General features: G+C 67.0%; 27 protein-coding genes. 13 read left to right on the top strand and 14 right to left on the bottom strand.

Annotation, left to right across the window (positions count from 1 at the left end; translation table 11 throughout):
- Positions 1–8: 8 nt before the first annotated feature.
- Together ACFVWR_RS12485 and ACFVWR_RS12480 are read left to right on the top strand one after the other, a co-directional pair.
- Entirely contained in the window at positions 9–788 is a 780-nt protein-coding gene (locus ACFVWR_RS12485; RefSeq protein WP_387212199.1) for an SDR family oxidoreductase, read from the top strand.
- The gene (locus ACFVWR_RS12480; RefSeq protein WP_387212196.1) at positions 775–2,775 is read left to right on the top strand and encodes a S9 family peptidase; all 2,001 of its coding nucleotides are present in this window, start codon (positions 775–777) and stop codon (positions 2,773–2,775) included. The genes ACFVWR_RS12485 and ACFVWR_RS12480 overlap by 14 nt, the downstream gene beginning before the upstream one ends.
- Before the next feature lie 69 nt (positions 2,776–2,844).
- On the opposite strand, the gene ACFVWR_RS12475 is transcribed toward ACFVWR_RS12480, so the two are convergent.
- On the bottom strand, positions 2,845–3,477 hold the full coding sequence (locus ACFVWR_RS12475; RefSeq protein ID WP_387212193.1) for an HdeD family acid-resistance protein: 633 nt from the start codon (positions 3,475–3,477) through the stop codon (positions 2,845–2,847).
- A 142-nt stretch (positions 3,478–3,619) separates the two neighbouring features.
- On the opposite strand from ACFVWR_RS12475, the gene ACFVWR_RS12470 reads away from it, so the two are divergent.
- Positions 3,620–6,007, top strand: coding sequence for an ATP-binding cassette domain-containing protein (locus ACFVWR_RS12470; protein WP_387212190.1), 2,388 nt, complete (start codon positions 3,620–3,622; stop codon positions 6,005–6,007).
- A 291-nt stretch (positions 6,008–6,298) separates the two neighbouring features.
- Here the strand turns inward: ACFVWR_RS12470 and ACFVWR_RS12465 are convergent, their stop codons facing one another.
- Positions 6,299–6,661, bottom strand: a complete 363-nt coding sequence (locus tag ACFVWR_RS12465; protein ID WP_387212187.1) for a winged helix-turn-helix transcriptional regulator — start codon at positions 6,659–6,661, stop codon at positions 6,299–6,301.
- An 81-nt stretch (positions 6,662–6,742) separates the two neighbouring features.
- On the opposite strand from ACFVWR_RS12465, the gene ACFVWR_RS12460 reads away from it, so the two are divergent.
- Positions 6,743–7,411: an SDR family oxidoreductase gene (locus ACFVWR_RS12460; RefSeq protein WP_387212184.1), complete on the top strand. Its 669-nt coding sequence runs from the start codon at positions 6,743–6,745 to the stop codon at positions 7,409–7,411.
- A 165-nt stretch (positions 7,412–7,576) separates the two neighbouring features.
- Here ACFVWR_RS12460 and ACFVWR_RS12455 read toward each other — a convergent pair whose 3' ends face one another.
- Positions 7,577–8,140, bottom strand: a complete 564-nt coding sequence (locus ACFVWR_RS12455) for a TetR/AcrR family transcriptional regulator (protein WP_387212181.1) — start codon at positions 8,138–8,140, stop codon at positions 7,577–7,579.
- Positions 8,141–8,210: 70 nt separating this feature from the next.
- On the opposite strand from ACFVWR_RS12455, the gene ACFVWR_RS12450 reads away from it, so the two are divergent.
- Positions 8,211–8,603 carry a DUF4267 domain-containing protein gene (locus ACFVWR_RS12450; RefSeq protein WP_387212178.1) on the top strand — a complete coding sequence of 131 codons (393 nt, stop codon included), beginning with the start codon at positions 8,211–8,213 and terminating at the stop codon, positions 8,601–8,603.
- 95 nt (positions 8,604–8,698) lie between these two features.
- Here ACFVWR_RS12450 and ACFVWR_RS12445 read toward each other — a convergent pair whose 3' ends face one another.
- Entirely contained in the window at positions 8,699–9,097 is a 399-nt protein-coding gene (locus tag ACFVWR_RS12445; protein WP_387212175.1) for a VOC family protein, read from the bottom strand.
- Positions 9,098–9,173: 76 nt separating this feature from the next.
- The gene (locus ACFVWR_RS12440; protein ID WP_387212172.1) at positions 9,174–9,593 is read right to left on the bottom strand and encodes a RidA family protein; all 420 of its coding nucleotides are present in this window, start codon (positions 9,591–9,593) and stop codon (positions 9,174–9,176) included.
- 89 nt (positions 9,594–9,682) lie between these two features.
- Between ACFVWR_RS12440 and ACFVWR_RS12435 the strand changes: the two genes are divergently transcribed.
- Positions 9,683–10,126 carry a YdeI/OmpD-associated family protein gene (locus ACFVWR_RS12435; RefSeq protein WP_387212169.1) on the top strand — a complete coding sequence of 148 codons (444 nt, stop codon included), beginning with the start codon at positions 9,683–9,685 and terminating at the stop codon, positions 10,124–10,126.
- A 58-nt stretch (positions 10,127–10,184) separates the two neighbouring features.
- Here ACFVWR_RS12435 and ACFVWR_RS12430 read toward each other — a convergent pair whose 3' ends face one another.
- The gene (locus tag ACFVWR_RS12430) at positions 10,185–11,078 is read right to left on the bottom strand and encodes a helix-turn-helix transcriptional regulator (protein ID WP_387212166.1); all 894 of its coding nucleotides are present in this window, start codon (positions 11,076–11,078) and stop codon (positions 10,185–10,187) included.
- 101 nt (positions 11,079–11,179) lie between these two features.
- Between ACFVWR_RS12430 and ACFVWR_RS12425 the strand changes: the two genes are divergently transcribed.
- Positions 11,180–12,391: a multidrug effflux MFS transporter gene (locus tag ACFVWR_RS12425; RefSeq protein WP_387212163.1), complete on the top strand. Its 1,212-nt coding sequence runs from the start codon at positions 11,180–11,182 to the stop codon at positions 12,389–12,391.
- Here the strand turns inward: ACFVWR_RS12425 and ACFVWR_RS12420 are convergent.
- Positions 12,375–13,175: an SDR family NAD(P)-dependent oxidoreductase gene (locus ACFVWR_RS12420; protein ID WP_387212160.1), complete on the bottom strand. Its 801-nt coding sequence runs from the start codon at positions 13,173–13,175 to the stop codon at positions 12,375–12,377. The two genes, ACFVWR_RS12425 and ACFVWR_RS12420, sit on opposite strands and share 17 nt — an antisense overlap.
- A gap of 110 nt (positions 13,176–13,285) precedes the next feature.
- Here ACFVWR_RS12420 and ACFVWR_RS12415 point away from each other — a divergent pair, with 110 nt between their 5' ends.
- On the top strand, positions 13,286–13,798 hold the full coding sequence (locus ACFVWR_RS12415; protein WP_387212157.1) for a MarR family winged helix-turn-helix transcriptional regulator: 513 nt from the start codon (positions 13,286–13,288) through the stop codon (positions 13,796–13,798).
- A gap of 15 nt (positions 13,799–13,813) precedes the next feature.
- Here ACFVWR_RS12415 and ACFVWR_RS12410 read toward each other — a convergent pair whose 3' ends face one another.
- Complete coding sequence (locus tag ACFVWR_RS12410; RefSeq protein ID WP_387212154.1) at positions 13,814–14,653, bottom strand: SDR family oxidoreductase; 840 nt, start codon at positions 14,651–14,653, stop codon at positions 13,814–13,816.
- A gap of 140 nt (positions 14,654–14,793) precedes the next feature.
- Here ACFVWR_RS12410 and ACFVWR_RS12405 point away from each other — a divergent pair, with 140 nt between their 5' ends.
- Complete coding sequence (locus tag ACFVWR_RS12405; protein ID WP_387212151.1) at positions 14,794–15,264, top strand: CinA family protein; 471 nt, start codon at positions 14,794–14,796, stop codon at positions 15,262–15,264.
- A gap of 3 nt (positions 15,265–15,267) precedes the next feature.
- Here the strand turns inward: ACFVWR_RS12405 and ACFVWR_RS12400 are convergent, their stop codons facing one another.
- The 3 genes from ACFVWR_RS12400 to ACFVWR_RS12390 form a co-directional block, all read right to left on the bottom strand.
- A complete protein-coding gene (locus ACFVWR_RS12400) occupies positions 15,268–15,609 on the bottom strand; it encodes a hypothetical protein (RefSeq protein WP_387212148.1) in 342 nt (113 codons plus the stop codon).
- Between the two features lie 51 nt (positions 15,610–15,660).
- Entirely contained in the window at positions 15,661–17,814 is a 2,154-nt protein-coding gene (helR, locus tag ACFVWR_RS12395; protein WP_387212145.1) for an RNA polymerase recycling motor ATPase HelR, read from the bottom strand.
- A gap of 149 nt (positions 17,815–17,963) precedes the next feature.
- Positions 17,964–18,356, bottom strand: a complete 393-nt coding sequence (locus tag ACFVWR_RS12390; protein WP_387212142.1) for a RidA family protein — start codon at positions 18,354–18,356, stop codon at positions 17,964–17,966.
- A 339-nt stretch (positions 18,357–18,695) separates the two neighbouring features.
- Here ACFVWR_RS12390 and ACFVWR_RS12385 point away from each other — a divergent pair, with 339 nt between their 5' ends.
- Genes ACFVWR_RS12385 through ACFVWR_RS12370 form a run of 4 tightly spaced genes read left to right on the top strand, consistent with a single transcriptional unit; the run spans position 18,696 to position 22,520 of the window.
- Complete coding sequence (locus ACFVWR_RS12385) at positions 18,696–19,208, top strand: FBP domain-containing protein (RefSeq protein WP_387212139.1); 513 nt, start codon at positions 18,696–18,698, stop codon at positions 19,206–19,208.
- 19 nt (positions 19,209–19,227) lie between these two features.
- Entirely contained in the window at positions 19,228–21,387 is a 2,160-nt protein-coding gene (locus ACFVWR_RS12380) for a hypothetical protein (protein ID WP_387212136.1), read from the top strand.
- A gap of 10 nt (positions 21,388–21,397) precedes the next feature.
- Positions 21,398–21,661 carry a hypothetical protein gene (locus ACFVWR_RS12375; protein WP_387212133.1) on the top strand — a complete coding sequence of 88 codons (264 nt, stop codon included), beginning with the start codon at positions 21,398–21,400 and terminating at the stop codon, positions 21,659–21,661.
- Positions 21,662–21,713: 52 nt separating this feature from the next.
- Positions 21,714–22,520: an alpha/beta fold hydrolase gene (locus tag ACFVWR_RS12370; RefSeq protein WP_387212130.1), complete on the top strand. Its 807-nt coding sequence runs from the start codon at positions 21,714–21,716 to the stop codon at positions 22,518–22,520.
- Positions 22,521–22,535: 15 nt separating this feature from the next.
- On the opposite strand, the gene ACFVWR_RS12365 is transcribed toward ACFVWR_RS12370, so the two are convergent.
- The 3 genes from ACFVWR_RS12365 to ACFVWR_RS12355 form a co-directional block, all read right to left on the bottom strand.
- A complete protein-coding gene (locus ACFVWR_RS12365) occupies positions 22,536–23,042 on the bottom strand; it encodes a universal stress protein (protein ID WP_387212127.1) in 507 nt (168 codons plus the stop codon).
- Positions 23,039–23,458, bottom strand: coding sequence for a VOC family protein (locus ACFVWR_RS12360; protein WP_387212124.1), 420 nt, complete (start codon positions 23,456–23,458; stop codon positions 23,039–23,041). The genes ACFVWR_RS12365 and ACFVWR_RS12360 overlap by 4 nt, the downstream gene beginning before the upstream one ends.
- 73 nt (positions 23,459–23,531) lie before the next feature.
- The gene (locus tag ACFVWR_RS12355) at positions 23,532–24,599 is read right to left on the bottom strand and encodes a hypothetical protein (protein ID WP_387212121.1); all 1,068 of its coding nucleotides are present in this window, start codon (positions 24,597–24,599) and stop codon (positions 23,532–23,534) included.
- Between the last annotated feature and the right edge of the window lie 154 nt (positions 24,600–24,753).

The raw sequence follows: 24,753 nt of genomic DNA, 5'->3' as shown, positions 1-24,753 counted from the left end.
GAGTCTTCGTGTCAAACCCTCTCGCCCCCGGCAGTCTCGAAGGAAAGCGCGCCCTCATCACGGGCTCGTCCCGAGGCATCGGAGCCGACACCGCCCAGTACCTGGCCTCCGCCGGGGCCGGCGTCGTCATCAACTACCGCAACAAGGAGGCGCGCGCGGTCAAGCTCGCGAACGCCATCCGCGAGGCCGGAGGAACCGCCATCACGGTCGGTGCCGATCTCACCGACCGCGACTCCATCGCTTCGCTCTTCGACACGGTGTCGAAGGAGTGGGGCGGCCTCGACATCCTCGTGCTGAACGCCTCGGGCGGAATGGAATCGGGGATGGCGGAGGACTACGCCATGCAGCTCAACCGCGACGCGCAGGTCAACGTGCTGAACGCCGCGCTCCCGCTGCTCGGGCCCGGCTCGCGGGTCGTGTTCGTCACCAGCCACCAGGCGCACTTCATCCGCACCACCGAGACCATGCCGGAGTACGAGGCCGTCGCGGTCAGCAAGCGGGCGGGGGAGGACGCGCTTCGCGCGCTCATCCCGTCGCTCGAGGAGAAGGGAATCGAGTTCGTCGTCGTCTCCGGCGACATGATCGAGGGAACCATCACGGCGACCCTGCTGAACCGCCTGAATCCGGATGCGATCAACGCGCGCAAAGAGGCAGCGGGCAAACTCTTCAACGTGAGCGAGTTCGCCGCCGAGATCGCCCAAGCGGTCGTCGACCCCGTTCCGTCCGACCACACCCGTCTGGTCGGAGACATCTCGAGCTTCGCGCCGATCGCCGATGAAAAGCACTGATCTCGGCCTCCTGACCTCCGTCTCCGCGCCGACCGTGCATCCCGGCGGCGGACGAGCGGTCGTCTCGGTCACCCACCCCGACCTCGCCGCTGACGCCACGGTCGGTCAGCTCTGGACGGTGCCGCTCACCGGTCATGCCGCGCCGAAGCGTTTGACCCGCGGCTTTCGCGACACGGCGCCTCAGTTCTCGCCGGATGGCCGACTCCTCGCGTTTCTGCGCGCGGCGCCGAAGTCTCCGCCGCAGGTGTTCGTGGTCGACGCCGCCGGTGGTGAGCCGGTGCAGGCCACCGACCGCAAGCTCGGCGTGTCGGAGTTCGCGTGGGCTCCTGACGGCCGTTCCCTCGCGTTCGTGAGCCGGGTGCCGGAGCCCGGTCGATACGGGACGGTCGAGGGCCTCGATGCGAACGCCGAGCCGCCCCGGCGATTCGCGACTCTGAAATATCAGGCGAACGGGCTCGGGTACATCACCGATCGCCGGTCGCACGTGTTCATCATCCCCGTGCCGGATGTCTGGAGCGAGCCGATCGCGCAGCCGGTGCCGACCGTGGACGCCGCGGCCGCTCTCATCCCGGTGGTGGCCGATCCCCGTCAGGTGACGACGGGGGAGTGGGACGACGGGCAGATCGCGTTCTCGCCCAACGGCACCGCGCTCGCCTTCGTGTCCGCGCGGCACGAAGGGCGCGACGACGACCTGCGGTCGAGTGTCTTCCTGATCGATCCGTCCGACGCGGACGCGACGCCGCGCGACGTGACCGGTGCGCACGGCGACTGGTCGGTGGTCGAGCTGGCCTACGGCCTCAACGGCGTGCTCTACTTCACCGCTCAGGATGTCGGTCCCAGCGGCCGCGACTTCGTAGCGCGCAACTCGGCGCTGTACGCGATCGACACCGAGGGCGCGACACCTCGGCTGCTCACCGACCCGGAGACGGTCGACCTCACCGAGTCGGACATCGTTCCGTTCGGCGACGACGCGGTGCTCGTGCAGGACAGGAGCCGCGGCGCGCTCGTGCTCCTCCGGGTCACCGCGGCCGGCGAGTCGACGCGACTCAGCGACGACACCACCGTCGTGTCCGGAGTCGGAGCGGCAGGCGACACCCTCGTCGTGTCGTTCGCAGATGCCTCCACCATGGGAGACCTCGCGACGATCGAATCCGGCGAACTGCGCCGGCTCACCGACCTCTCGCGGGATCTGCGCGCTGCCGGCGTGCTGACGCCTCAGGAGCTGACGGTCGCGGGGCGCGACGGCTACCCCGTGCACGGATGGGTGGTCCTGCCCGAGGGCGACGGGCCGCATCCAGTGCTGCTCAACATCCACGGCGGCCCGTTCGCCGCCTATACCGGGAGCCTCTTCGACGAGGCGCAGGTGTACGCGGATGCGGGCTACGCCGTCGTGATGAGCAACCCGCGCGGGTCGGCCGGCTACGGTCAGCAGCACGGCCGAGTCATCCGGCAGGCGATGGGAACGGTCGATCTGGCCGACGTTCTCGACTTCCTCGACGGGGCGATCGCGGCGCATCCCGAGCTCGACGCCTCCCGGGTGGGCATCATGGGCGGATCGTACGGTGGATACCTCACCGCCTGGACGATCGCGCACGACCACCGCTTCGAAGCGGCGATCGTGGAGCGCGGCTTTCTCGACCCTGAGGCCTTCGTCGGCACGAGCGACATCGGCAGCTTCTTCGGCGACGAGTACACCGGAACCGACCCGGAGCTCATGCGATCGCAGAGCCCGCAGGCCGTCGTCGGGCAGGTCGTCACGCCGACGCTGGTGCTGCACTCGTCGAATGATCTGCGCTGTCCGCTCAGCCAAGCTGAGCGCTACTACGCGGCGCTGAAGCGCCAGGGCGTCGAGACCGAACTGCTCGTCTTCCCTGGGGAAGATCACGAGCTGAGCCGTGCGGGTCGGCCGCGCCACCGTCAGGAGCGGTTCGACGCGATTCTCGACTGGTGGGCGACACACCTGCCCAGCGAGAAGAACTCCCGCTGAGACGACGAACGGCCCCCGCTTCTGCGGGGGCCGTTCACGTGTGGGGTCCTGTCGGGGGTTGCGCTCCGGTCAGGCGACCGAGGGGGCAGCGTCCGCGGCCTTCAGCACGTCTTTGCCGAAGGTGAAGGCGCGAACGATGCCGACGACGCCGAGGACGATCAGGGCGACCGCCGCGAAGATCACGAGGAACACCGCGGAGGAAGCCGGAAGGAACAGCACGACGACACCGGCGAGGATGCTGAGGATGCCGTACGTGATCGCCCAGCCCGTGTTCGGTACCCGGCTCGATTCGGCGATGTTCATGACACCCTCGATGATCCAGCCGATGCCGATGAAGGCCACCGCGAAGATGGCGATCGTCACGGCCGCCGCGGTGACGTTCTTCAACGCGATGATGCCGGCGATGACCAGCAGCACACCGAGGATGATGTTCAGGGCGCGCATCCCGCCGCTGGTGCCCTTGCTGAAGATGCCGATCGCGAGACGCATGATTCCGGCGATGACGAAGTAGATGCCGAGGAACACCGCGAACACGGCGAGCGTCTTGACGGGCCAGATCAGGAGCACGACGCCGAGGATGACGGCGGCGGCTCCGCTGATCCCGAGCGCGACGCGGATGCCGTTGATCGCCGATTTCGTGAGGTTCCTGGCGTCGAGGGAGAAATCGTGGATGCCGGCGGCGAGCGGATCGGTGGATGTCATGAGAGATGACCTTTCCTTCGGGGCCGCTGCACGTGCGGCCGTCGTGCCGAGAATAGCGCTGCCGGGATGCGCGCGGCAGGTGCACGACGGCGTTTCCCCGCCGATCTGTGAACGCGTCCGGGGGCCCAACTAGGCTTCGATCATGGAAACCTCCGCCTCGCAGGCGCCGTCGTCGGCGCCCCATCCGGCCGACAGCCACGACCTCATCCGAGTGGAGGGTGCCCGCGAGAACAACCTCAAAGACATCAGCCTCGACATCCCCAAGCGACGTCTGACCGTCTTCACCGGGGTCTCGGGTTCGGGTAAGAGCTCACTCGTGTTCGGCACGATCGCCGCCGAGTCGCAGCGGATGATCAACGAGACGTACAGCGCGTTCATCCAGGGGTTCATGGCGACGCTCGCACGGCCCGATGTCGATCTGCTCGCCGGGCTCACCACGGCGATCATCGTCGATCAGGAGCGGATGGGCGCGAACGCCCGCTCGACGGTCGGCACGGCGACAGACGTGAACGCGATGCTGCGCATCCTGTTCAGCAGGCTCGGCACGCCGCACATCGGCTCCCCGCAGGCGTTCTCGTTCAACGTCGCCTCGATCTCGGGCGCCGGCGCGGTGACGTTCGAGCGTGGGGGCACCACCACGAAAGAGCGGCGCGACTTCTCGATCACCGGTGGCATGTGTCCCCGGTGCGAGGGGATGGGCACGGTGAACGACATCGATCTCACCCAGCTCTACGATGACTCCAAGTCGCTGAACGAAGGCGCTCTGACCATCCCGGGTTACACCGCCGACGGCTGGGGCGTGCGAATCTTCACCGGCTCCGGGTTCCTCGACGCCGACAAGCCGATCCGCGACTACAGCAAGCGGGAGCTGCACGACTTCCTCTACCGCGAACCGGTCAAAGTGAAGGTGGGGGACATCAACCTGACCTACGAGGGGCTCATCCCCAAGGTGCAGAAGTCGTTCCTGTCGAAAGATCGGGAGGCGATGCAGCCGCACATCCGCGCCTTCGTCGACAGGGCGGTGACGTTCACGACCTGTCCCGAGTGCGAGGGGACCCGGCTCAACGAAGGGGCGCGCTCATCCCGCATCCGCGGCCTGAACATCGCCGAGGCGTGCGCGATGCAGATCAGCGACCTGGCGGCCTGGGTGCGCGACCTCGACGAGCCGTCGGTCACACCCCTGCTGAACACGCTGCGGAATACGCTCGACTCGTTCGTCGAGATCGGCCTCGGGTATCTGTCGCTCGACAGGCCGTCGGGCACGCTGTCGGGCGGGGAGGCGCAGCGCACCAAGATCATCCGTCATCTCGGATCGTCGCTCACCGACGTCACCTACGTCTTCGACGAGCCGAGCATCGGGCTGCACCCGCACGACATCCAGCGGATGAACGAACTGCTCTTGCGCCTGCGCGACAAGGGCAACACGGTGCTGGTCGTCGAGCACAAGCCGGAGATGATCGCCATCGCCGATCACGTCGTCGACCTCGGCCCGGGCGCCGGCGCCGAGGGCGGGGCCGTCTGCTACGAGGGGACTCTGGACGGTCTGCGGGCCAGCGGTTCGCTCACCGGCAGGCACCTCGATGACCGCGCACGGTTGAAGGATGCTTCGCGAAAGCCGACCGGCGCGCTGCAGATCCGCAACGCCACGGCGCACAACCTGCAGAACGTGGATGTGGACATCCCGCTCGGCATGCTGGTGGTCATCACGGGCGTGGCCGGTTCGGGTAAGAGCTCGCTCGTTCACGGGTCGATCCCGGCGAGCGAGGGCGTCGTGTCGATCGACCAGGCTGCCATCCGCGGCTCGAGACGGAGCAACCCGGCCACGTACACGGGCCTGCTGGAGCCGATCCGAAAGGCGTTCGCCAAAGGCAATGGGGTGAAGCCGGCGCTGTTCAGCTCGAACTCCGAGGGTGCGTGCCCGAACTGCAACGGTGCCGGCGTCATCTACACCGATCTCGGCATCATGGCCGGTGTCTCGACTACGTGCGAGGTCTGCGAAGGGAAGCGGTTCCAGGCTTCCGTGCTGGAATATCATTTGGGCGGCCTGGACATCAGCGAGGTGCTCGCGTTGCCGGTGACGGCCGCCAGGGGGTTCTTCGCCGCGGGGGAGGCGCGCACTCCGGCCGCCCACGCCATCCTCGACAGGCTCGCGGATGTCGGGCTCGGCTATCTGAGCCTCGGACAGCCGCTGACCACGCTGTCGGGTGGCGAGCGTCAGCGTCTCAAGCTGGCGACGCACCTGTCGGAAAAGGGCGGCGTGTATGTTCTGGACGAGCCGACCACCGGACTGCACCTGGCCGACGTCGAACAGTTGCTGGCGTTGCTCGACAGGCTTGTCGACTCGGGAAAATCGGTGATCGTCGTGGAACACCACCAGGCCGTGATGGCTCACGCCGACTGGATTATCGACATCGGTCCGGGAGCCGGGCACGACGGCGGGCGGGTGGTGTTCGAGGGAACGCCGGCTGATCTCGTGGCGGCACGCTCGACGCTCACCGGTGAACACCTGGCGCGGTACATCGGTGCGTAGAGGCGGGAGTAGCCCACATTTGCGTTATGTCAAGTAATTCGGGGTGTCAGTCGGGCGCCTCGAGCGTCACAGACCGCTCAGGCCAATGGTGAATGCCGATTTTGATGCAGCCGTCACGTTCGGGTGATGCGGGATGCGTTCCCTGCGATGCGCAGTGGATCGCTAGGCGAACGGTTGCCAGGTGACCCGGCTTATCCAGCCACCCTCAGGCCCTGACGGTTACGCTGATAATGCACATTATGTCAAGTAGTCTCGACGGACACCGCATGGGCCGCGCAAGAATGTCCCAGGTCATTGGGCGTCGTTCGGTGTGAGGTTGGCGCGAGCGGCGAGGACCTCGGGTACGTGTTCTTCTGCCCATTGCCTCACAGCGCGCAGCGGAACCAGGAGCGAGCGACCGAGCTGCGTGAGTTCGTATTCGACGTGAGGCGGGTTCTCGTCGAATACGGTGCGGGATATCAGCCCGTCCTCCTCCATGGACCGGAGGGTTTCGCTGAGCACCTTCGGAGTGATCCCTTGGATTCGAGCGGCCAAGGCGGTGAACCGCATCGGCTCGTGTTCGAGCGCGTTGACGATGAACACCGTCCACCGTGCGCCGATGCGCCGCAACACGATACGCGACGGGCAGGTCGCCGACATGATGTTGTACGCCATACGGACCCCTTCCGGTTACGTTGAAGTTACCAGTTACTTTTCCATAGCGTCAGGTGTATCACCAACCGATCGGAGAAGAAGATGACTGCAACACTCGCAAACAGCACCGTGCTCGTCGTCGGCGGAACGCACCGCTTGGGCGCCGCCATTGCGGCCGCGGTAGAAGCGGAAGGCGCGCACGTGACCGTTTCCTCGCACGCGCCGCGCGACGAGACGATGCTGCGCCTCGACCTTCGCGACGAGGCGTCCGTGCAGGCGGCCGCGCGGCAGATCGGCCCCATCGATCACCTGATCTCGACCGCCGGCATGTCCTACAGTGCGCCGATTCGTGAGATGGAACTCTCCCGCGTGCAGGAGGCGATCGCGGCGAAGGTAACCGGTCCCCTCCTGCTGGCCAAGCACTTCGAGATCCGGCGCTCGCTCACCCTCTTCTCCGGGCAGGTCGCCTGGCGCCCGGCGTCCGGGAGCTACACAACCGGAATCACCAACGGCGCCGTCGCCTTCGCTGCTCAACAGCTTGCAGCCGAACTCGCTCCGGTCCGCGTGAACGCGATCGCTCCGGGAATCATCGACTCCGGTCTGTGGGACGCCCGCGGCGCGGAGAAAGAGGCGTTCCTCACTGCAGCCGCCTCCCGCACTCTCGTCGGGACGACGGGAACTGTCGACGACATCGTCGACGCGGTGCTGTGGATCATGTCGGCCCGGTTCTTCACCGGCGAGACGCTACGCCTGGACGGTGGACGACGATGAGCGTCGCCCGCCGGTTCACCAGAGCGATGACCGCACTGCGGGCGACGTGGATCGCTGCGTGCTCCCTCGGCGAACGTTCCAGGGAATGGCCCGGGTGGCAGCGAAACAACCTCCGGTAAACGCCGGCGGAGAGTGTGAAGGCGCGACGTGTCAGGTCGCGACGTGTCAGGTCGCGATCAGCTGAAGCAAACTCGCCAATCGCGCCTCGCCGTCTCCCGGAATCCGACGGCTGCGCTGAAGGAGGGCCAAACCGTGGAGACTGGCCCAAACCACCTCGGCGAGGGTGTCCGGGTCGTCGCTGAACGGCTCCACAGCAGCGCGGAGCTCGGCGAAGGCAGCAAGCAGCTCGGGTAGCGTGCCGCCCTCGGCGAACACGAGCTTGGTGCCACGGACGAACATGGCGTCGTAGAGCGCCGGATGCGCGCCAGCGTAGCCGAGGTAGGCGCGACAGGTCGCCTCGAGGGCCTGCTCTCCGCTAGGAGCGGTTGCGCGAGCCGCGGCGATGATCTGAGCGAATTCGCTGAATCCTTCGACAGCGACCGCATCGATAACCGCCTCCATCGATCCGAAATCCGCGTAGATCACCGGCTGGGTGTAATCGATAGCGTCGGCCAGGCGCCGTGACGTGACGGATGCCCACCCGTCGGCCTCCGCGAACTTTCGCGCCGCAGCCAGGATTTCGATCCGGCGCTTCTGTCGCCGCGTCGCCATGCGTTCGCTCGTCGCCATGCGAAGAGATTACCGTATCAACGAAAGAACTGCTAGCGTCGCTACAAATCTATCAGCGAAAGGAATCCACATGGATTTCACACAGTTCACCTCGGCTACCTGGATCGGGGCGGGCCTCGCCGTGCTCCTCGCGCTCGGCTTCCTCTACATCGGAGCGTCGTTCGTGATCGCGCCGGAGTCCGCGTCGCGCGGATTCGGCTTCACGAGCGCCTTCACGGCGGAGGTCACTCCCTGGCTCCACGTCAAGGGGCCCCGCGACATCGTTTCCGGGCTGCTGGTCGCTGTGATGCTGCTGGTAGCCGGGCCCGCCGCGTGCGCCACGGTGCTGCTGGTCGAAGCGCTCATCCCCCTCGGTGACGCGGCGATGATCTTCCGCCATCACGGGCGTGCGGCTGCGGCGTTCGGCATCCATGTCGCAACCGCCGCGGCGATGATCATCGCCGCCATCCTCTTGTTGGTCTGACGGCGACGCACGCTGAACCGGCCTGACGTCGCAGCGCCACGCGCCAGCCGTGCAGGACATGATCGAGGCACTTCTGCGCTGAGGGCCGTTTAGGATCAGCGGTCGGATTCGATGGCGAACGTGTTGCCGTCCGGGTCCTGGAACCAGGCGATTCGGCCTCCGCCCGCTCGTTCAGTGATGCCGCGTGCGTCGTGTTCGAGCTGGTCGTAACGGACGAGTCCCACGCCGGCCTGGGTGAGTTCGTCGACGATGGAATCGAGGTCGTCGACGTACCAGGTGGCCATGGTCGCCTCCGATTTGCCGGCAGTCGCCGACTGGAACACGTTGAGGGCCACGTCACCACCCGATCGATAGACGCGGCTCCCGTCCGTGATGTTCGCGCTCGGTCCTGAGTGCGCCAAGGGCAAGCCGAGCTTCCCCTCATAGAAGTCGACGGCTCTTCCGATGTCGGACACGGCGATGGACGCGCGCACCGAGAATTCACTGAGTGGCATGGGAGCCTGCCTACTCTTCGCTCCTTGGCGACGCAAGGACGATTCCTCCCCCGATGAGGCTCGCAGGGCCGCAGTCTCAGCTGAGCGGCACGATCGCATCCACTTGTACGAGCGCATTACCCTGCAGCACATTCGTGCCGATCATCGAGCGCGCGGGAGGAGCATCGGGGAAGAACTCACGGAAGACACGATCGATGACGGCGGCGAATTCGATCAGCACCGGCGTGAAGATGGTCAGCTTGATCGCGTTCGACATGTCAGCCCCTGCGGCCTGACTGATGGCGTTCAGATTGGTGAGGCACTGCCTCATCTGAGCGCTGACCGCTTGCTCACCCCCGCCGAACAGCGGGTTCAGCGGCCGAGGCAACATCTGGCCGGTGGCCGGGTCGATCGGAAGTTGGCCCGACACGTAGAGCAGACCGTTGTAAGCGATCGCTTGGCTGGAACCCCCGGGGGACCACGGTGCATCCGGAGTAAAGATGACGTTTCGTTCCACAGGTCGCTCCCCCGGGCTTGATATCGACGGCACTGCTCCGGACATACTATCCGTGGCGCACCCGGCGTCTTTTGGATGGACGGAGCGCGATGAAGTTTCACTCTGTGGTCGAACCGCACGAGCCGATGCGCGGCCTCGTGGTGTCGCCCGACGCTGTCGAGTACCTCGAGCGCGCCAGCGGAACCAAGCGGCCCCGCATCACCGTGACCATCAACGGTCACACCTGGCACACTCGCCTTGCCATCATGCGAGGGCGGCACCTCATCGGCTTCAGCAACGCCAACCGTGCAGCAACCGCCGCGGAAGTCGGTGACGAGGTGGTCATCGATGTGGAAGTGGATGACACGCCTGATGTCGTCGAAACGCCGACCGATGTCACGGACGCGCTGCAGGCCGATCCCTCTGCGCAGGCTCGGTTCGATGCCCTCACCACGAGTCAACGCAGGCAGCACATCCGCCTGATCGACCAGGCGAAGAGCACGGAGACGCGAGCCCGACGCATCGCGGCGCTCGTGCAAACCCTTCGCGGATAGCCGACACTCGGTCCACAACTCGGAGCACAAAGCACTCCCCTGTCCCGGTCGTCGCGTGTCAGGCACCCGTCTGGTCGTGAGCGCTCCCCGCGACAGCTGGCTGGTCTGTCGCCCACGAGGCGAGAAGGCGAAGTGCCTCCGCCGACGGTGAACCGGGTTCCGCCGTGTACATGAGGAGGATGTGTCCGGGCTCGGCAGTGATGGCGAACTCCTCATAGGCGAGGGTCATGTCGCCGACCACAGGATGGTGGAACCGCTTCGTACCGGTGCCGTGTGTGCGAACATTGTGCGCGCCCCAGAGCTGGCGGAAGGTTTCGCTGCGGGTGGAGAGTTCGCCGACCAGATCTTGAATGGCCCGGTTGTGCGGATCGCGCCCGGCCTCTGCGCGCATCATCGCGACGCACATATCCGCGAACAGGTCCCAGTCGGGGTAGAACTCCCGGGAGGCGGGATCGAGAAACTGGAACCGCGCGAGGTTGGGGGTGCGTCCGCCGTCGCCGATCACCGGTGAGTAGAAGGCGCGACCGAGAGCGTTGAAGGCGATCACGTCCGACTGCGCGTTGCGAACGATCGCGACGCCGTCGGTGATCGCGTCGAGAGCCCAATGCAGCGAGGGACGGGTCGCAGGATTGCGCACAGGGCGGCGACGACCGCGGCCCGAGGCGGGGATGCCGTCCGCGGCTCTGGCGAGATCGAGCAGGTGGGCGCGCTCAGTGTCGTCAAGCTGCAGGGCTTGCGAGATCGCATCGAGCACGGCCGCCGAGGCACCCGCGATCGCGCCGCGTTCGAGCTTCGCGTAGTACTCGACGCTCACGTCGGCGAGCATGGCGACCTCGGCGCGGCGCAATCCGCTCACTCGACGGTTCGGCCCGGCCGGTATCCCGGCGAGCTCGGGCGTGAGCTTGGCCCGACGCGACATCAGGAACTCGCGCACGTCTGAACGATTATCCATGCACAAGAGGCTACGACGGTCAGCGTGAAGCAGGGATTCCCTGCCGGTACACCTTTCATCGGAGACTCCCCCGGCCGCGCGAGACGGGCTTTGCTTTTCACGTGACAGTTTCACTTGCTCCCGCTGATGACCGGGTTCGGGCCGGTCGCTGGTTGGCGACCCTGCTCCTCGTCTTGACAGTGTTCGGGCCGATCTCGATGGATCTCTACCTGCCCGCGCTTCCTGCGCTGACGTCCGAGCTCGGCGCAGCCACATCCCTCGCCCAATTGACGGTGACCGCCTGCCTGATCGGACTCGCCGGCGGACAGCTGGTCGCCGGTCCCCTCTCCGACCGGTACGGCCGCCGAGGCCCGCTGCTGATCGGGATCGCGGCATACGTGATCGTCTCGGTTCTTTGCGCGATCAGCCCCACCGTCGAGGTGCTGATCGCGGCACGCCTGGTGCAAGGTCTTGCCGGCGGTGTCGGCATCGTGATCGCGCAAGCTGCTGGACGAGACGTTTACGACGGCGGCCGGCTCATCCGGTTCTACGGACGACTCACGGTGATCGGTGGCTTCGCCGCGATCGTCGGACCGTTGCTCGGTGGAGCGCTCACCATCCTGATGGACTGGCGTGGTCTGTTCCTCGTCCTCGCTGTGATCGGTGCGGCCATCCTCGCCTGGGCGGCCTTCGGATTCCCGGAGACGTTGCGGAATGCGGAGCGAACGACGGGCGGGTTCGTGCGCACCGGACAGGACCTGCGTCTCCTGTTCCGCGACCGCCGGTTCGTCGGCGCCGTGCTCGCGCAAGGGTTCGTGTATGCGGCGCTGTTCGCGTACCTCAGCGGCGCGACCTACGTGCTGCAGGGTGTCTACGGCCTGTCGCCGCAGCAGTATGCGCTGGCATTCGGCCTGAACTCCGCCGGGTTCATGGTCTTCGGCTACCTCGCCGGGCGCGCGAGCGAACGATGGAGCGTCATCGGCACTCTCGTCGTCGGTCTCATCCTTGCCGCGGCCGGTGCCGGTGGTCTCTTGGCCGCTGGGATGACGCACCTTCCTCTTGTCGTGGTCATCGTCTCGCTCCTGCTGTTGGTCAGCGGGACCGCCATCACGAGTCCTCCCTCGACCACACTCGCGCTGTGCGACTATCCGCAGATCGCCGGCACGGCTTCAGCGGTGCTCGGTGCCGCACGGTTCGCGTTCGGCGGAATCGCGGCGCCGCTCGTGGGCGTCGCCGGAGCCCTGAGCATCCTCCCGCTCGGCATGGTCACCACGGCAAGTGTCGCGCTGGCTGCCGGATGCGGGATCGCCTTCCTGGCTAGAGCATCCCGGTGAGGACTCCCCCGTCGGCGCGGATCGCGGCGCCGTTCGTCGCGGAGGCGAGGGGGCTCGCCAGGTAGACGACCAGGTTGGCGATCTCGGCGGGAGTGATGAAACGCTGAAGCAGTGTCGTCTGGTTCTGTGCGATGATCGCCTGCTTCATCGAGTCGGCGGAGAGTGACTGCGCCTCCGCGATGGTCTCGACCGTCGCGGCGACACCGTCGGAGTATGTCGGACCGCCGAGCACGGTGTTGACGGTGACCGCCGTCCCCCGCGTGTGTTTGGCGAGGCCGTTGCCGAGGGCGAGCATCGCCGCCTTCGTCACCCCGTAGTGCACCATGTCGGCCGGCACGTTGACCCCGGATTCGCTGCTGATGAAGATGATGCGACCCCAGCCGCGCTCGACCATGCGACCGAGAAGCCGCCGCGACAGCCGAACCCCGCTCATCACGTTGACATCGAAATAGCGGGCCCATTCGTCATCGTCGACGGACTCGAACGGGGCGAGGCCGAACAGCCCCACGTTGTTGACGAGGATGTCGATCTCGCCGAGCGCGTCGAGAGCATCGAGCAGCTCGGCCACTCCCCCGGCGTCACCGAAGTCCGCGACGAGGCCCCGCGCCGTCGACCCGGGATGTTCGCGTTCGAGCCTCTCGACGGCCGCGTCGACCCGGGCGTCGTCACGGCCGTTCACGATGACCTGCACTCCCTCACCGGCAAGCGCCGACGCGATGGCGTATCCGATGCCCCCGGTCGATCCGCTGATGAACGCTGTCTTGCCCTGCAACCCGAAATCCATGCTTCCCGCACTCCCCTACCGTTGACGTCCCGAGACAAATCACTTGCTCAAGCAAGTCAACTCTAGCGCATGACTTGCTTGAGCAAGTGATGGGGTCATATCCTCGAGACATGTCGAAGCCGTCGAAGCCCGCCGGGATGAAGCCGCAGAACCTTGAGGCGTGGGCAGCCCTGGCCACACTGCTGGAGCGGCTGCCGACCGCGCTCGACACCCAGCTGCAACGCGACAGCGGGCTGACGCACTTCGAACACGGCGTGCTCTACGCCCTCGACAGCGCTCCCGAACGAAAGCTACGGATGAGCACGCTCGCCGGCTACGCGAGCTCCACTCTGTCGCGGCTCTCGCGAGCGGTCACGCGTCTCGAAAAGAAGGGTTGGATGCGCCGCGCCGTCGACCCGACCGACGGTCGTTTCACTCTGGCGATTCTCACCGACGAGGGTCACTCGAAGGTCGCTGAGTCCACTCCCGCGCATCACGCTCTCGTGGAGCGGTTGGTCTTCGACGCTTTGACCGTCGACCAGACCCGTCAGCTCGGCGAGATCAGCAGACGCATCTCCGAGACGATCGACACGGCGCCTGTGTGGACCCCGCCATCCGTGAAAGCACCCGAACCGACCGGCTGATCAGCCGCGCCGCCGTCACAAGATGGGGCGACCACCCGTGACGGCCACGCGGGCGCCGGAGATGTAGCTGCCCTCGTCTGACGCGAGCAGCACGTAGACCGGAGCGAGCTCTGCCGGCTGGCCTGCGCGGCCGAGGGGCGTGTCGTCGCCGAACTTCGTGACCTTCTCGTCGGGCATCGTCGACGGGATCAGTGGTGTCCAGATCGGCCCGGGCGCAACACTGTTCACTCTGATGCCGCGCGGGCCGAGCAACTGCGCCAACGACGCGCTCATGTTGGCGATGCCCGCCTTCGTGGCCGCATACGGCATCAGAGTCGGCGACGGGCTGTCCGAGTTGACCGACGACGACCCGATGATGGATGCGCCTTCGCCGAGGTGGGGCAGCGCGGCTTTGACCAGGTGGAAGTAGGCGGACAGGTTCGTGGCGATCGTGTGATCCCACTCCTCGTCGGGGATCTCCTCGATCGTTTCGTGCGTCATCTGGAACGCGGCGTTGCTGACCAGGATGTCGAGACGGCCGAACTCGTCGATCGTTCGCGCCACGAGATCGCGGCAGTGCTGCGGATCGCTGAGATCGCCACTGACCAGAAGGGCTTGCCGACCCGCTTCACGCACCCACTGGGCCGTGTCTTCGGCATCCTCGACTTCGCTGAGGTACCCGATGACGACGTCGGCCCCTTCGCGAGCGTATGCGATGGCGACCGCCTTGCCGATCCCCGAGTCCGCTCCCGTGATCAGAGCGACCTTGCCGGACAGCTTGCCGGATCCCCTATAGCTCTGTTCGCCGTGATCGGGTCGCGGATCCAACTTCTCCGTGAGTCCTGGTGGTTCCTGCTGCTGCTCGGGGAATGACATCGTGGCTCCTTTCTCGCCTTAAGCGCAGCAAACACCTGCGACGCCGGAAAGCAACCCGCCGGGGCGATGCTAGGCCTCGCTTGACGCGCTCTCGTTTCCCGCGGAGATTGACATCATCCCGGAGAGTGAAGGAGCAGTGGATGGGCGAAGCGAGCAGGGATGCGAAAATCGCGCAGCGAATAGCGGACCTGGCCGGGAAAGACACCACGGTCGGGGTGGCCGAGTCGTTGACGAGCGGTGCGCTGGCTTCCGCGCTCGGCGCTGCCCCCAACGCGTCCGAGTGGTTCTGCGGCGCGGTCGTCGCGTATTCCGAGCGGGTCAAGTTCGACGTGCTGGGCGTCACACCGGGCCCCGTGATCACCGCGGACTGCGCGCGGGAGATGGCAGAGGGCGCTCTCCGGCTCCTCGGCTGCGATGTCGTGGCCGCAGTGACCGGCGCGGGCGGTCCGGGCCCGCAAGAGGGCAAGGCGGCCGGAACCGTCCATCTCGCCCACGGTCGAACCGGCCAGGTGCAGGTCGACGAGCTGCACTTCGACGGCGAGCCGGCCGAGGTGGTTCAGCAGACGGTCACAGCCGCGCTGACCGTCATCGCCGAAGCTCTCGCGCGTTAGCGATCAGTGCGAGCCGAGCTGCATCCCCGCGGTGCTGTACCCACCGTTCGGATTCTGCGACGGTTCGGTCTCATCGAAGCTCGGGTTCGCTTTGCCCGGCAGGCTCTGCGGCGCGATCCGCGTTCGCACCGCGACGACGATCGCCGTGATGCACACCGCAACGAACACCACGCCGAGCGTGGCCAGGAGCCACCCTGCGGCATCCCCTCTGGTCAGCAACACGATCCCGAACGGTGCCGTCAACCAGGCTCCCGCTCCGGCCAGAACGGCCAGAACGACGAACGTCGTGACCTTCGCTCGGATCCGTCGGACTCGATCGAACTCCGACATGCCAACTCGACTCATGGCGACCCCTCCCCCTTGTTGTTCGCAGCCTACTTGAGTCGGCACTCGGCGTCATCCTGTCGTCAGGATGACGAGTTGCTGGGTCGCCCGCGTCATCGCGACGTACCGATCGACCGCGCCCTCGATGCCCTGCCCGAAGGAGTCCGGATCGATGAGGGCGACGAGGTCGAACTCCAGGCCTTTCACGAGTTCGGGAGTCGAGTGACGCACCCGTGAGTTCGAAGAGCGATGAGCCGTCGTGTCCGTTGCGATGACGCACGCCGTGCCTTCGGCATGCTCGGCGAGCCAGGCTTCGAGGATCGGGCCGAGCTCGTCGACAGAAGCCCTGACGACCGGATGCCCGCTCCGGCGGATCGACGTCGGAACGTTCGCGTCGGGCAGGGCGAGGCGGATCGCCGGCTCGGCGACCTCCATCACCTCCTCCGGTGTTCTGTAGTTGACGGTCAGCGAGGCCAGCTCGATCCCAGCGAGACCGACCCTGCGCAACCTCTCCTCCCACGACTCGTGGAAGCCGTGCCGGGCCTGCGCGCGATCGCCGACGATCGTGAAGCTTCTCGACGGGCAGCGCAGCAGCAGCATCTGCCATTCCGCGTCCGTCAGCTCTTGAGCTTCGTCGACGACGATGTGGGCGAAGGGTCCGGCCAGCAGGTCCGGATCCGTGCGTGCCAGCACCGTGTCGTCGATGAGCGACTCTTGCGCGTCTTCACCGCGCAGCATCGTGACGAGGCCTTCGCCGTCGTCGTCAGCCGCGATCAGGTCGTCGATCACCCTGTTCATCCGCTCGCGCTCGACGGCGAGGGTGGCGTCGCGGCGCCGGGCACGTCCGGAGGCTTTCGGGTCGCCGATCCGCTGCCGCGCGGAGTCGAGGTAGGGAAGATCCGAGCTGGTCCAGGCTCGCGCATCCTGCCGCCTCAGCAGCTCCGCGTCGTCCGCGGAGAGCCACGGAGCGCACCACCTGAGGTACGCGGGCACCGACCACAGGTCACCCACGACGCCGGCGGGGTCGAGCACCGGCCAGGCGCGGTTGAAGGCCGATCGCAGCTGCGCGTTCTGCCCGAGCGCCCGCCGCACCTGGTCCAGGGGCACGTCGTCATCGTGTTGCCGAGCGACGATCGCGACCAGTTCCTCCCAGATCCGATCGCGCGCCTCATTGTGCGGCGTTCCGGGCTCCGGCGCCTCGAAAGCGTCGACCCAGTCGGCGGCCTCGAGCCAGACATCCGCCCACGGAGTCTCGACCGAGAGCGCTTCGGCCGGCGGTCGCTCGTAGTAGGCGACGGCCCTGTCGACCGCCCGTACCAGCTCAACAGACGATTTGAGTCGGGCCACCGTGGCATCGGCTTCGGGAACCGCGGCCGCGCCCTCGGGCACGAGATCGCGCAGGGTGCAGGTCTGAACGCCGTCCTCCCCCAGACTCGGCAACACATCGGCGACGTAAGAGAGATAAGCCTGGTGCGGTCCGACGAAGAACACCCCACCACGCCGTGCAGCGAGCCGCGGATCGGAGTACAAAAGGTACGCGGCGCGGTGCAGCGCGACGACGGTCTTGCCCGTGCCCGGCCCGCCGTCGACCACGAGGGCGCCCTGCGAGCCGGCACGGATGATCGCATCCTGGTCCGCTTGGATCGTGCTCAGCACATCCCGCATCCTGGGCGAACGGCTGCTGCCCAGGCTCGCGATGAACGCCGACTGGTCGTCGAGCGCGGCGTTCCCTTCGAGGCCGTCGGTCGTGAAGACCTCATCCCAATAGTCGCTGATCCGCGCTCGGTTCCAGCGGTAGCGCCGCCTGCTCAGCAAACCCATCGGGTTCGCGTGGGTCGCACCGAAGAACGGCTCGGCGGCGGGCGAACGCCAGTCGAGCAGGAGCCGCCGGCCGTCGTCGTCGGTGAGGCCGAGCCGCCCGATGTACACGGGCTCCCCCGAGTCGGCCGCGACCATCCGCCCCAGGCAGAGGTCGAGACCGAAGCGCCGAAGGGTGCGGATGCGCGAGGTCAGTCGATGCACTTCGAGGTCGCGATCCATGGCCGCTTGGCCGCTGCCGCCCGGCCCTCGGAGCTCGGCCGCGAGACGGTCGGACAGTTGGGCGATCGATCGCGTCAGGTTCTCGTCGATCAGCGCGAAATGTGCTTCGTCGTCTTCGATCAGCGCTGGGTCGCGCTTGAACGACAGACGATCCGGGAGGTCGAACACGCTCGTGGTCAAGGTCATCGGCAGGTTCCTCTCTGGGCCGGAACCACCCCGCATCCGGGTTCGCTCCAGCCTCCGGCGGACAAGTCTGCGCTACAGAGGGGGTCTTGCGGCAAGGCCCCCTCTGAGATATATCTTGTAAATGGAGGGGCGCTCCTGTTCGCCCCCACTCACTCCTGAGGCACGGACGCCACCGCGTCGATCTCGACCAGCGCCCCTGGTCGCGCCGGGGTGATCGCGAGCACGGTGACAGCGGTGCGGGTGTCACCCCACACGGATGCGGTCGCCGCATAAGCGGCAGCGGGATCGACGCCGGCGGCCAGGTAGATGGTCAGCTTGGCGACATGCTCGGCGTCTGTACCGGCCTCCGCCAAGACCGCCAGGAGATTCCGGAGTGCCTGCTCGGTCTGGGGTCCCAGTCCGTCGAGAAGCTGTCCGTCGTCGTCGACGCCGTTCTGGCCGCCGACGTAGAGCGTCTGCCCTGCGGGGGCGATCATCCCCTGCGCGAACGCCGGGCTGCGGAAAAGCTGCGGAGGGTCGATCGGTGTCAGCGCTGTGGTCATGGCCGTTCCCTTTCTCGTCTGGTGCGCCCAGCATCCCGCGCACCCCCGACAGCACTCTCGGCGCTCCGACTGTTTTGCTAGAGTCGTCTGGTGTTTACCGCGACGATCCCCCAGCTGCCCTTCGGGCGTCAGGAGGTCGTTGGCGCCCCCCGCGCCGGCGGCAGATAGAGCGTCACCCTCTTTCGCCCTCGCTGTCCGGACGGTATCCGGACACGGGCGGTGCTCGTGCGCGCCTGCGGCTTCTCCGCGGCCTCGCGGGGCCCCCGACTCTTTTCTGCGTCCGCGCCTCTTCGCGGATGTCCGGTGGCCGAACGGCCCCATCGATTGGTGACGATTCTCATGATCACTCTGACTGAACAGACCATCCGCTCTGCGTTTGTGAACGCATCACGCAAAGAGGTCAGCGACCTCACATTTCCCCTCGACTTCGCCGACACCCGGTGGGACGGGCTCGACTACTACGGCTGGCGCGACCGTAAGCAGCCGCGGCGCAGCTATGTTGTGGTCGAACTGGACGGGGCGCCCGTCGCGTTCGTGCTCAGGCAGACCGACGCCTCGACGCGCGCCCGGCCGCAGTGCTCCTGGTGCCAAGACGTCAATCTGAGCAACGAGGTGGTGTTCTTCAGCGCGAAGCGCGCGGGGCAGGCCGGCCGGAACGGCGACACGGTGGGTACTCTGTTGTGCGCCGACTTCGGATGCTCCGCGACGGTGCGCAAGCTGCCGCCGGTGGCCTATGTCGGATTCGACGTCGACGCAGCGCGTGAGGAGCGAATCGCCGAACTCCGGCAACGCGCCCGCAGTTTCGCGACATCGGTGCTGCACGGTGCGGCTCACACGAATCCGGGAGAATGACCGTTCTATGATCGTTCCGATGAACAACGCGACCGCTGCCGACAGCGCCACAGAAGCACAGCCTGCCGACCCGGTCGTCGAAGACGGCGATACCGGCGAGCCCGACGAACCCAGCAGAGCGGCGAAGGCCGGCCGCTTCGCCCTTGTCTGGGTCATCCCGCTCGCGCTCCTCGTGGCGGCCCTCGCCGCCTACGTGGCCAACGAGAACCGCATCTACTTCTACGACACCCGCGGGTTCCAGGAGATGGCGATGGCCGTCTCGTCGGCGCTGCACACGGGTCCTCGTGCGCTGTGGAACTGGATGGTCTTCGTCGCCGACAAGGAGTACCCGTCTTACTGGGCGCTGCCGTTCTCGGTGTTCCCTCCGCAGATCATCAACATCCGGCTCTTCTACATCCTCGGACTCGCCGCCCTCGGTCTCGTACCCGTGGTCGTGTTCCTGTCGAAGATCGTCGCCCGCCTGTTCAACGTGCGGGTGACGATCTGGATCGTTCTCATCGCAGCGTTCAACCCCGCCCTCTTCCTCACAGCGGTTCAGGGCGTTCCCGATCTGATCGGCCTCGCCCTCATCCTCGCCGCTGTCTGGATTCTGCTCTCGCGGCCGGTCACGAGGAGCGCGCTGTTCTGGGCGCTGATCATCGGTTCGACGTCGCTCCTCGTGAAGAAGAACTTTCTCTTCGACGTGGCGATCGTCTTCGTCGCTTATCTCATTGCGATCATCGTCTCCGGGATCGTCGGCAAAGATCTCGGATCGCGGATGCGGTCGCTGCTGCGCGAGGTGCTGTCGGTTCGCGTGATCCTCGCGTTCGTCGGAGTCGTCGCGGCCGTGGCGATTCTCACGCCGGGCACCTTGTCGGCGATCTTCGACCGCAACAACTCCCTCTTCTATGAGAGCTATCAGAGCCCGCTCTCCGACGTGTTCAGCGACGACTTCACCTACGCGGGAGGGTGGGCGGCGTGGATCGCCGCCGCTCTCTCCGTGACGGCGCTGGTGCTGTTGATCCGTCGTGGCGGCACGGGCCGGCAGAAGGCGGTGTTCATCGCGGGCTTCCTCGCTCTCGCCGAGTTCTTCTGGGCGATCACGCAGCGACAGGCGGGCCTCATCCACGAGATCCACGTGTGGCCGCTCGTCTGGACGCTCGGGCTGGTCAGCATCGGCTACATCTTCGGTCGGCCCGCGAGCCGGCCCTTCCAGTCGTTCACGGCGCTCGGCGCCTTCGTGATCTGCCTCTTCATGTTCCTGCCGTCTCTTCCCGGCCTCGACCAGGTGCGTATCGCGTCACGGGATGCTCTTCCCGCGGTGCTGCACCCCACGGTCAGCCCGCCGCTCCGACTGCGCAACATGGCCGACCTGGAGGCGGCGGCGAAGACGATCCGCACCGCATCCGAGACCGGCGGGCCCATCCTCGTGCCGATCGGCTCGCGTGCCATGAACAGCAGCATCCTCACCGAGATCTTCGCTCAGCGGCTCTCCACCGCAGCTCCCGATATCTACCTGATGCCGCAGATCGACCTGCAGGATGCGCTCCCGTGGTCTTCCCTCATCGGGGACGACGGCCGCACCGTTCTGGTCTCGACCACGTGGACGCCCGACCTGCTCGACGGCCGCGACAACCTGATGAACGTGAATGAGTTCCTGCTGTCGCCTGCGGCGAAGAAGTGGGTCGTCTCCTCGACACCGCTCGATCTGGGCACAGCACCGCAGATGGCCGACCTGAGACTGATGGAGGTGCGCATCCCCCAGTCCGACGCTCTCGAGTTCGCCACGGCGATCCGTCGCTACCTCCCGACCACGACGAACCACGGACTCGAAGACCAACTCGCGCTCCTCAGCGATCAAGACCGCCGCACGCAGGGGCCGAGTTCGGCCAACCTGAGCTCTTGGCCGACGATCGTCGGGCCGGCCGCGAAGTCGAGCAAGATCCTCGTCAATCCGAAGGCCGTGTCGTCGATCGGCCTCTCGGCACCCGGGGAGGCCTGCGACGCGCTCGAGTACACCTGGACGGATGTCGCGACCTCCCCGGCGCGGGAGGTCTCCCACGGCTCGCTGGTCGGAAAGCGCGCGATCGCCGTGCCGACGCCCCCGAGTGGCGAGCGGTCCTGGTCACTCGTGCTCTCTCTGGGACAGTCGACGAAGAAGAGCGCTGACTGTCTAGCCACCCTCTCCCCCACGAACTAGGGTGGTGGCCATGTCAGACGCCGAGTTGGCCGACCTGCGGGCGCAAGCCGCCGACGGTGATCAGGATGCGCTCGCGCAGCTCGTCGAGTTCGCGGCAGAGCGCGAAGACGCCGACGAGCTGCGGCGGCTTGCCGAGGCGGGCAGCTCCGACGCCGTCGACGAGTTGATCGAGCTCGCGGCGGCCACCGGCGACCGCGACGAACTGCGCCGGCTGGCGGCGACGGGCAACCGCGACGCCGCGGACGTTCTGCAAGACCTCGACGAAGAGCAGTAGGCGCGTCTGCGGCGCTCGCCGCACCGACGAACGAGACGAGAGGTCGCTCCGGATGGCAACGGTGAGGTCAGCGGACGGAACCGAGATCGACTATGAGGTGCAGGGAGACGGCCCCGTGCTCATCCTCGTCGACGGAGCCATGTGCTACCGGGATGCCGGCCCGATGCGGCCGATCGCCGAGCAGGTGCGAGACGAGTTCTCGGTGGTGCTCTACGACCGTCGGGGACGCGGGAGCAGTGGCGACACCCTGCCGTTCGACGTCGACCGCGAGATCGACGACATCGACGCGCTCATTGGCGCCACGGCCGACGACGGGCCGGCGATGATCTTCGGGATCTCGTCGGGCGGAGCACTCGCCCTCCGCGCCACAGAGCGGCTCGGCCCGGATCGGGTGACGCGCGTCGCGCTGTATGAACCACCGTTCATGCCGGAGCCTGCTGTCGCCGCTGCCGCGGCGTACACCGAGGAGCTCTCCGCGGCTCTCGACCGTGGCCACGCGGGCGAGGCCGCCGCCCTCTTCTTCCGGCGCGTGGGGATGCCCGCCGAAGCCGTGGAAGGCATGCGCCACTCCCCCGGGTGGCCCGCCATCGAGGCGATCGCCCCCACACTCGCCTACGACGATGCGGCGATGGGCGACAGCCGGGTGCCGACCGCAGTGGCTGCCCGCGTCGGAGTGCCGGTGCTCACGCTCGCCGGTGGATCGTCCCCCGACTTCCTGCGTTACGGCGCAACAGGGGTCGCCGATGCTGCCCCGAACGGCCGCTTCGACATCGTCGGCGGCCAGACCCACGACATCCAGGCGTCGGCGGTTGCGCCACACCTCAAGGGGTTCTTCGGCGGTGACGACGCTTCGGCTTGACGGAGCCCCGTCGGCTCAGCCGAGCTCCGCGCTACCGCGTTGCCGGTCGACCGGCACGACGACGACCGGGCGCTGTATGGAACGCGTGAGGTGGGTCGCCACGCTGCCGGCCAGCCACGATTCGAGGGCGTGGCTGAATCCGGCGGCGTGCGTGCCGACGACGACGAGGCGTGCATCCACTTCGTCGACCAGCCTCGCGAGAGCCTGGCTGGGATCACCCGCGAGGATGCGCAAAGACCAGCCGTGATCGAGTTTCGGCAGCGCTTCGAGTGCCGAGGTGATCGCACCCGCGAGTTCGAGGGCCACCTGCTTGTCTTCGGAGTCCAGATCACCGGGATGCAGCGACGCCTGGCGCTTGTCCGCCTTCTCCCACTCGGTCAGGTAGCTGTCGAGTGCGACGTAGCCGCACAACAGCGGCCGGTCTAGCTCGGCGGCGAGAAGTGCGGCCTCCGCGACCACGGCAGCGGACTGGCCGGGATAGACGCCGACGACGACGGGACCGGTTGCAGGTGTGACGCTCACCCCTGGCCGGCGCCCGCGATGTTGACGAGCCACGAAACCCCGAATCGGTCGGCCGCCATCCCGAAGCTGTCTCCCCACGGCGCCTTAGCAAGCGGCTCGAAGACCGTGCCACCCTCGATCAGCTTGTTCCAATAGCCCGTGAGCTCGTTCTCGTCGTCGCCGCTGAGCGAGACCGAGATCGACGAACCCTCCGCGAACGGCATCTTCTTGGGCACGTCTGCCGCCATCAGCACGAACCCGGCGTCCGTCGTCAGCTGCGAGTGCATGACGTTGTCCTTCTCCTCAGGATCGTCACTCACGTTGAACTCCGCGAACGTACTGATGTCGAGGGTTCCGCCGAAGATCGAGTGGTAGAACGTCATCGCCTCGCGCGCCGAACTGCGGAAGTTGAGATACGGGTTGAGCCGAGACACCATGATGATCTCCTCCTTGAGAGCGGATGTGACTCCAGGCTACCGATGCCCTCCGACGATGCACGAGTGCATACTTTCAGCGCCGATAGGCGTCGACGATCAGGCTCCCCCGGATCTGCCCGAGGCGCTCGACGAGGCGCGCCACGAGCGACGCCGAAACCCCGGAGGCCACCAGGTCGAACGGGCCGATCGGCTGGAGGCGGCCGCAGCGGATCCGCACCACCTCCCAGTTCACGGACCGCAGCAGTCTGTCCTTCTTGAGGTCGGTCGCCTCCCGTCGCCCGACGTGCTCCAAGCCGTCGCGTCCGGTCGTGTCGTACTCGATCGCCACTCGCAGCTCGGGGATGATGATGTCCGGCCACACTTCGAGGTGTGAGAAGAACGGACGCGCGACCCGCACCGCGTTGTTCGCGAGATCGACGTCGAGCACCTCGCCCAACCGCCGTTTCAGGTCGGGCTCCGCCGCCGACGCTGGACGCGGAGCGAGGCCGCTCGTGAACGCCTCTCCGATCGCGACGCCGGCGGCTCCCGCTCGCGCGTTGCGGCAGACGGGGCAGCGCCGGCCGCCCAGGATGCGCTCGACTGTGGCCTCGTAGGACGGGTGCCCGGCCGCGCACTGCCAGCTGTACCGGGCGGCGGTTCCGCTTTCGGCCGACACCGCCACTCGCGAGCATGGAGCGGCAAGGCTGACGAGTTGCTCCCGGCTGAGCTCCGACCTGTCCAGCCTGCGGCAGAGGTAGCAGCGATCGTCATCCGGATCGTGCTCGATGCGCCGGGGATCGCGTGGATGACCACAGGTGTGGGTGCCGGCCTCCATGGCGGGCTGGGCGATTCTCCGCGGCGCCGCAAGCCGGGTGCACTCCGGGCACCAGGTCGAGCGCCGGCGCGAACCGCCCGGCCGGGCGCGCTGTTCTGAAGGAGTGGCGACGAACCGGTGCCCGACATCGCACTCCCACACGAGGTAGACGTCGGCCGCAGGCGGAACCTGGCTCAGCACGAGACCGTGGTTGAGATCGGGATGGTAGGTGCGGATGAGCACCGGATACCGCTGCCAGTCCTCCCGGTAGCGGCCGACCGCATACGGCACCGCCACGCCTTTGCTCCACTGGCGGCGCGCCCACCACTGCTCGACGCTCTCCGCCACGCTCGTTCCCTTCAGCCGCCTCCGACCTTCCTCGGTCGGCCACAGCGTAAGCGCAGCCACCGTCATCCGTACTCTCTCGTGACGGTCGTCGATGCACTGAGGGGTCCCGACTCGCCGCTACATCGGTGCATGTAACGGCGAGTCGGGACCCCTC

Origin of the sequence: Leifsonia sp. NPDC058292 (genome assembly GCF_042880955.1) — a bacterium.
In the GTDB taxonomy this organism is placed as follows: domain Bacteria; phylum Actinomycetota; class Actinomycetes; order Actinomycetales; family Microbacteriaceae; genus Leifsonia.
Note: the sequence above shows the minus strand (reverse complement) of the source record. Positions and strands in the feature narration are given on the sequence as shown.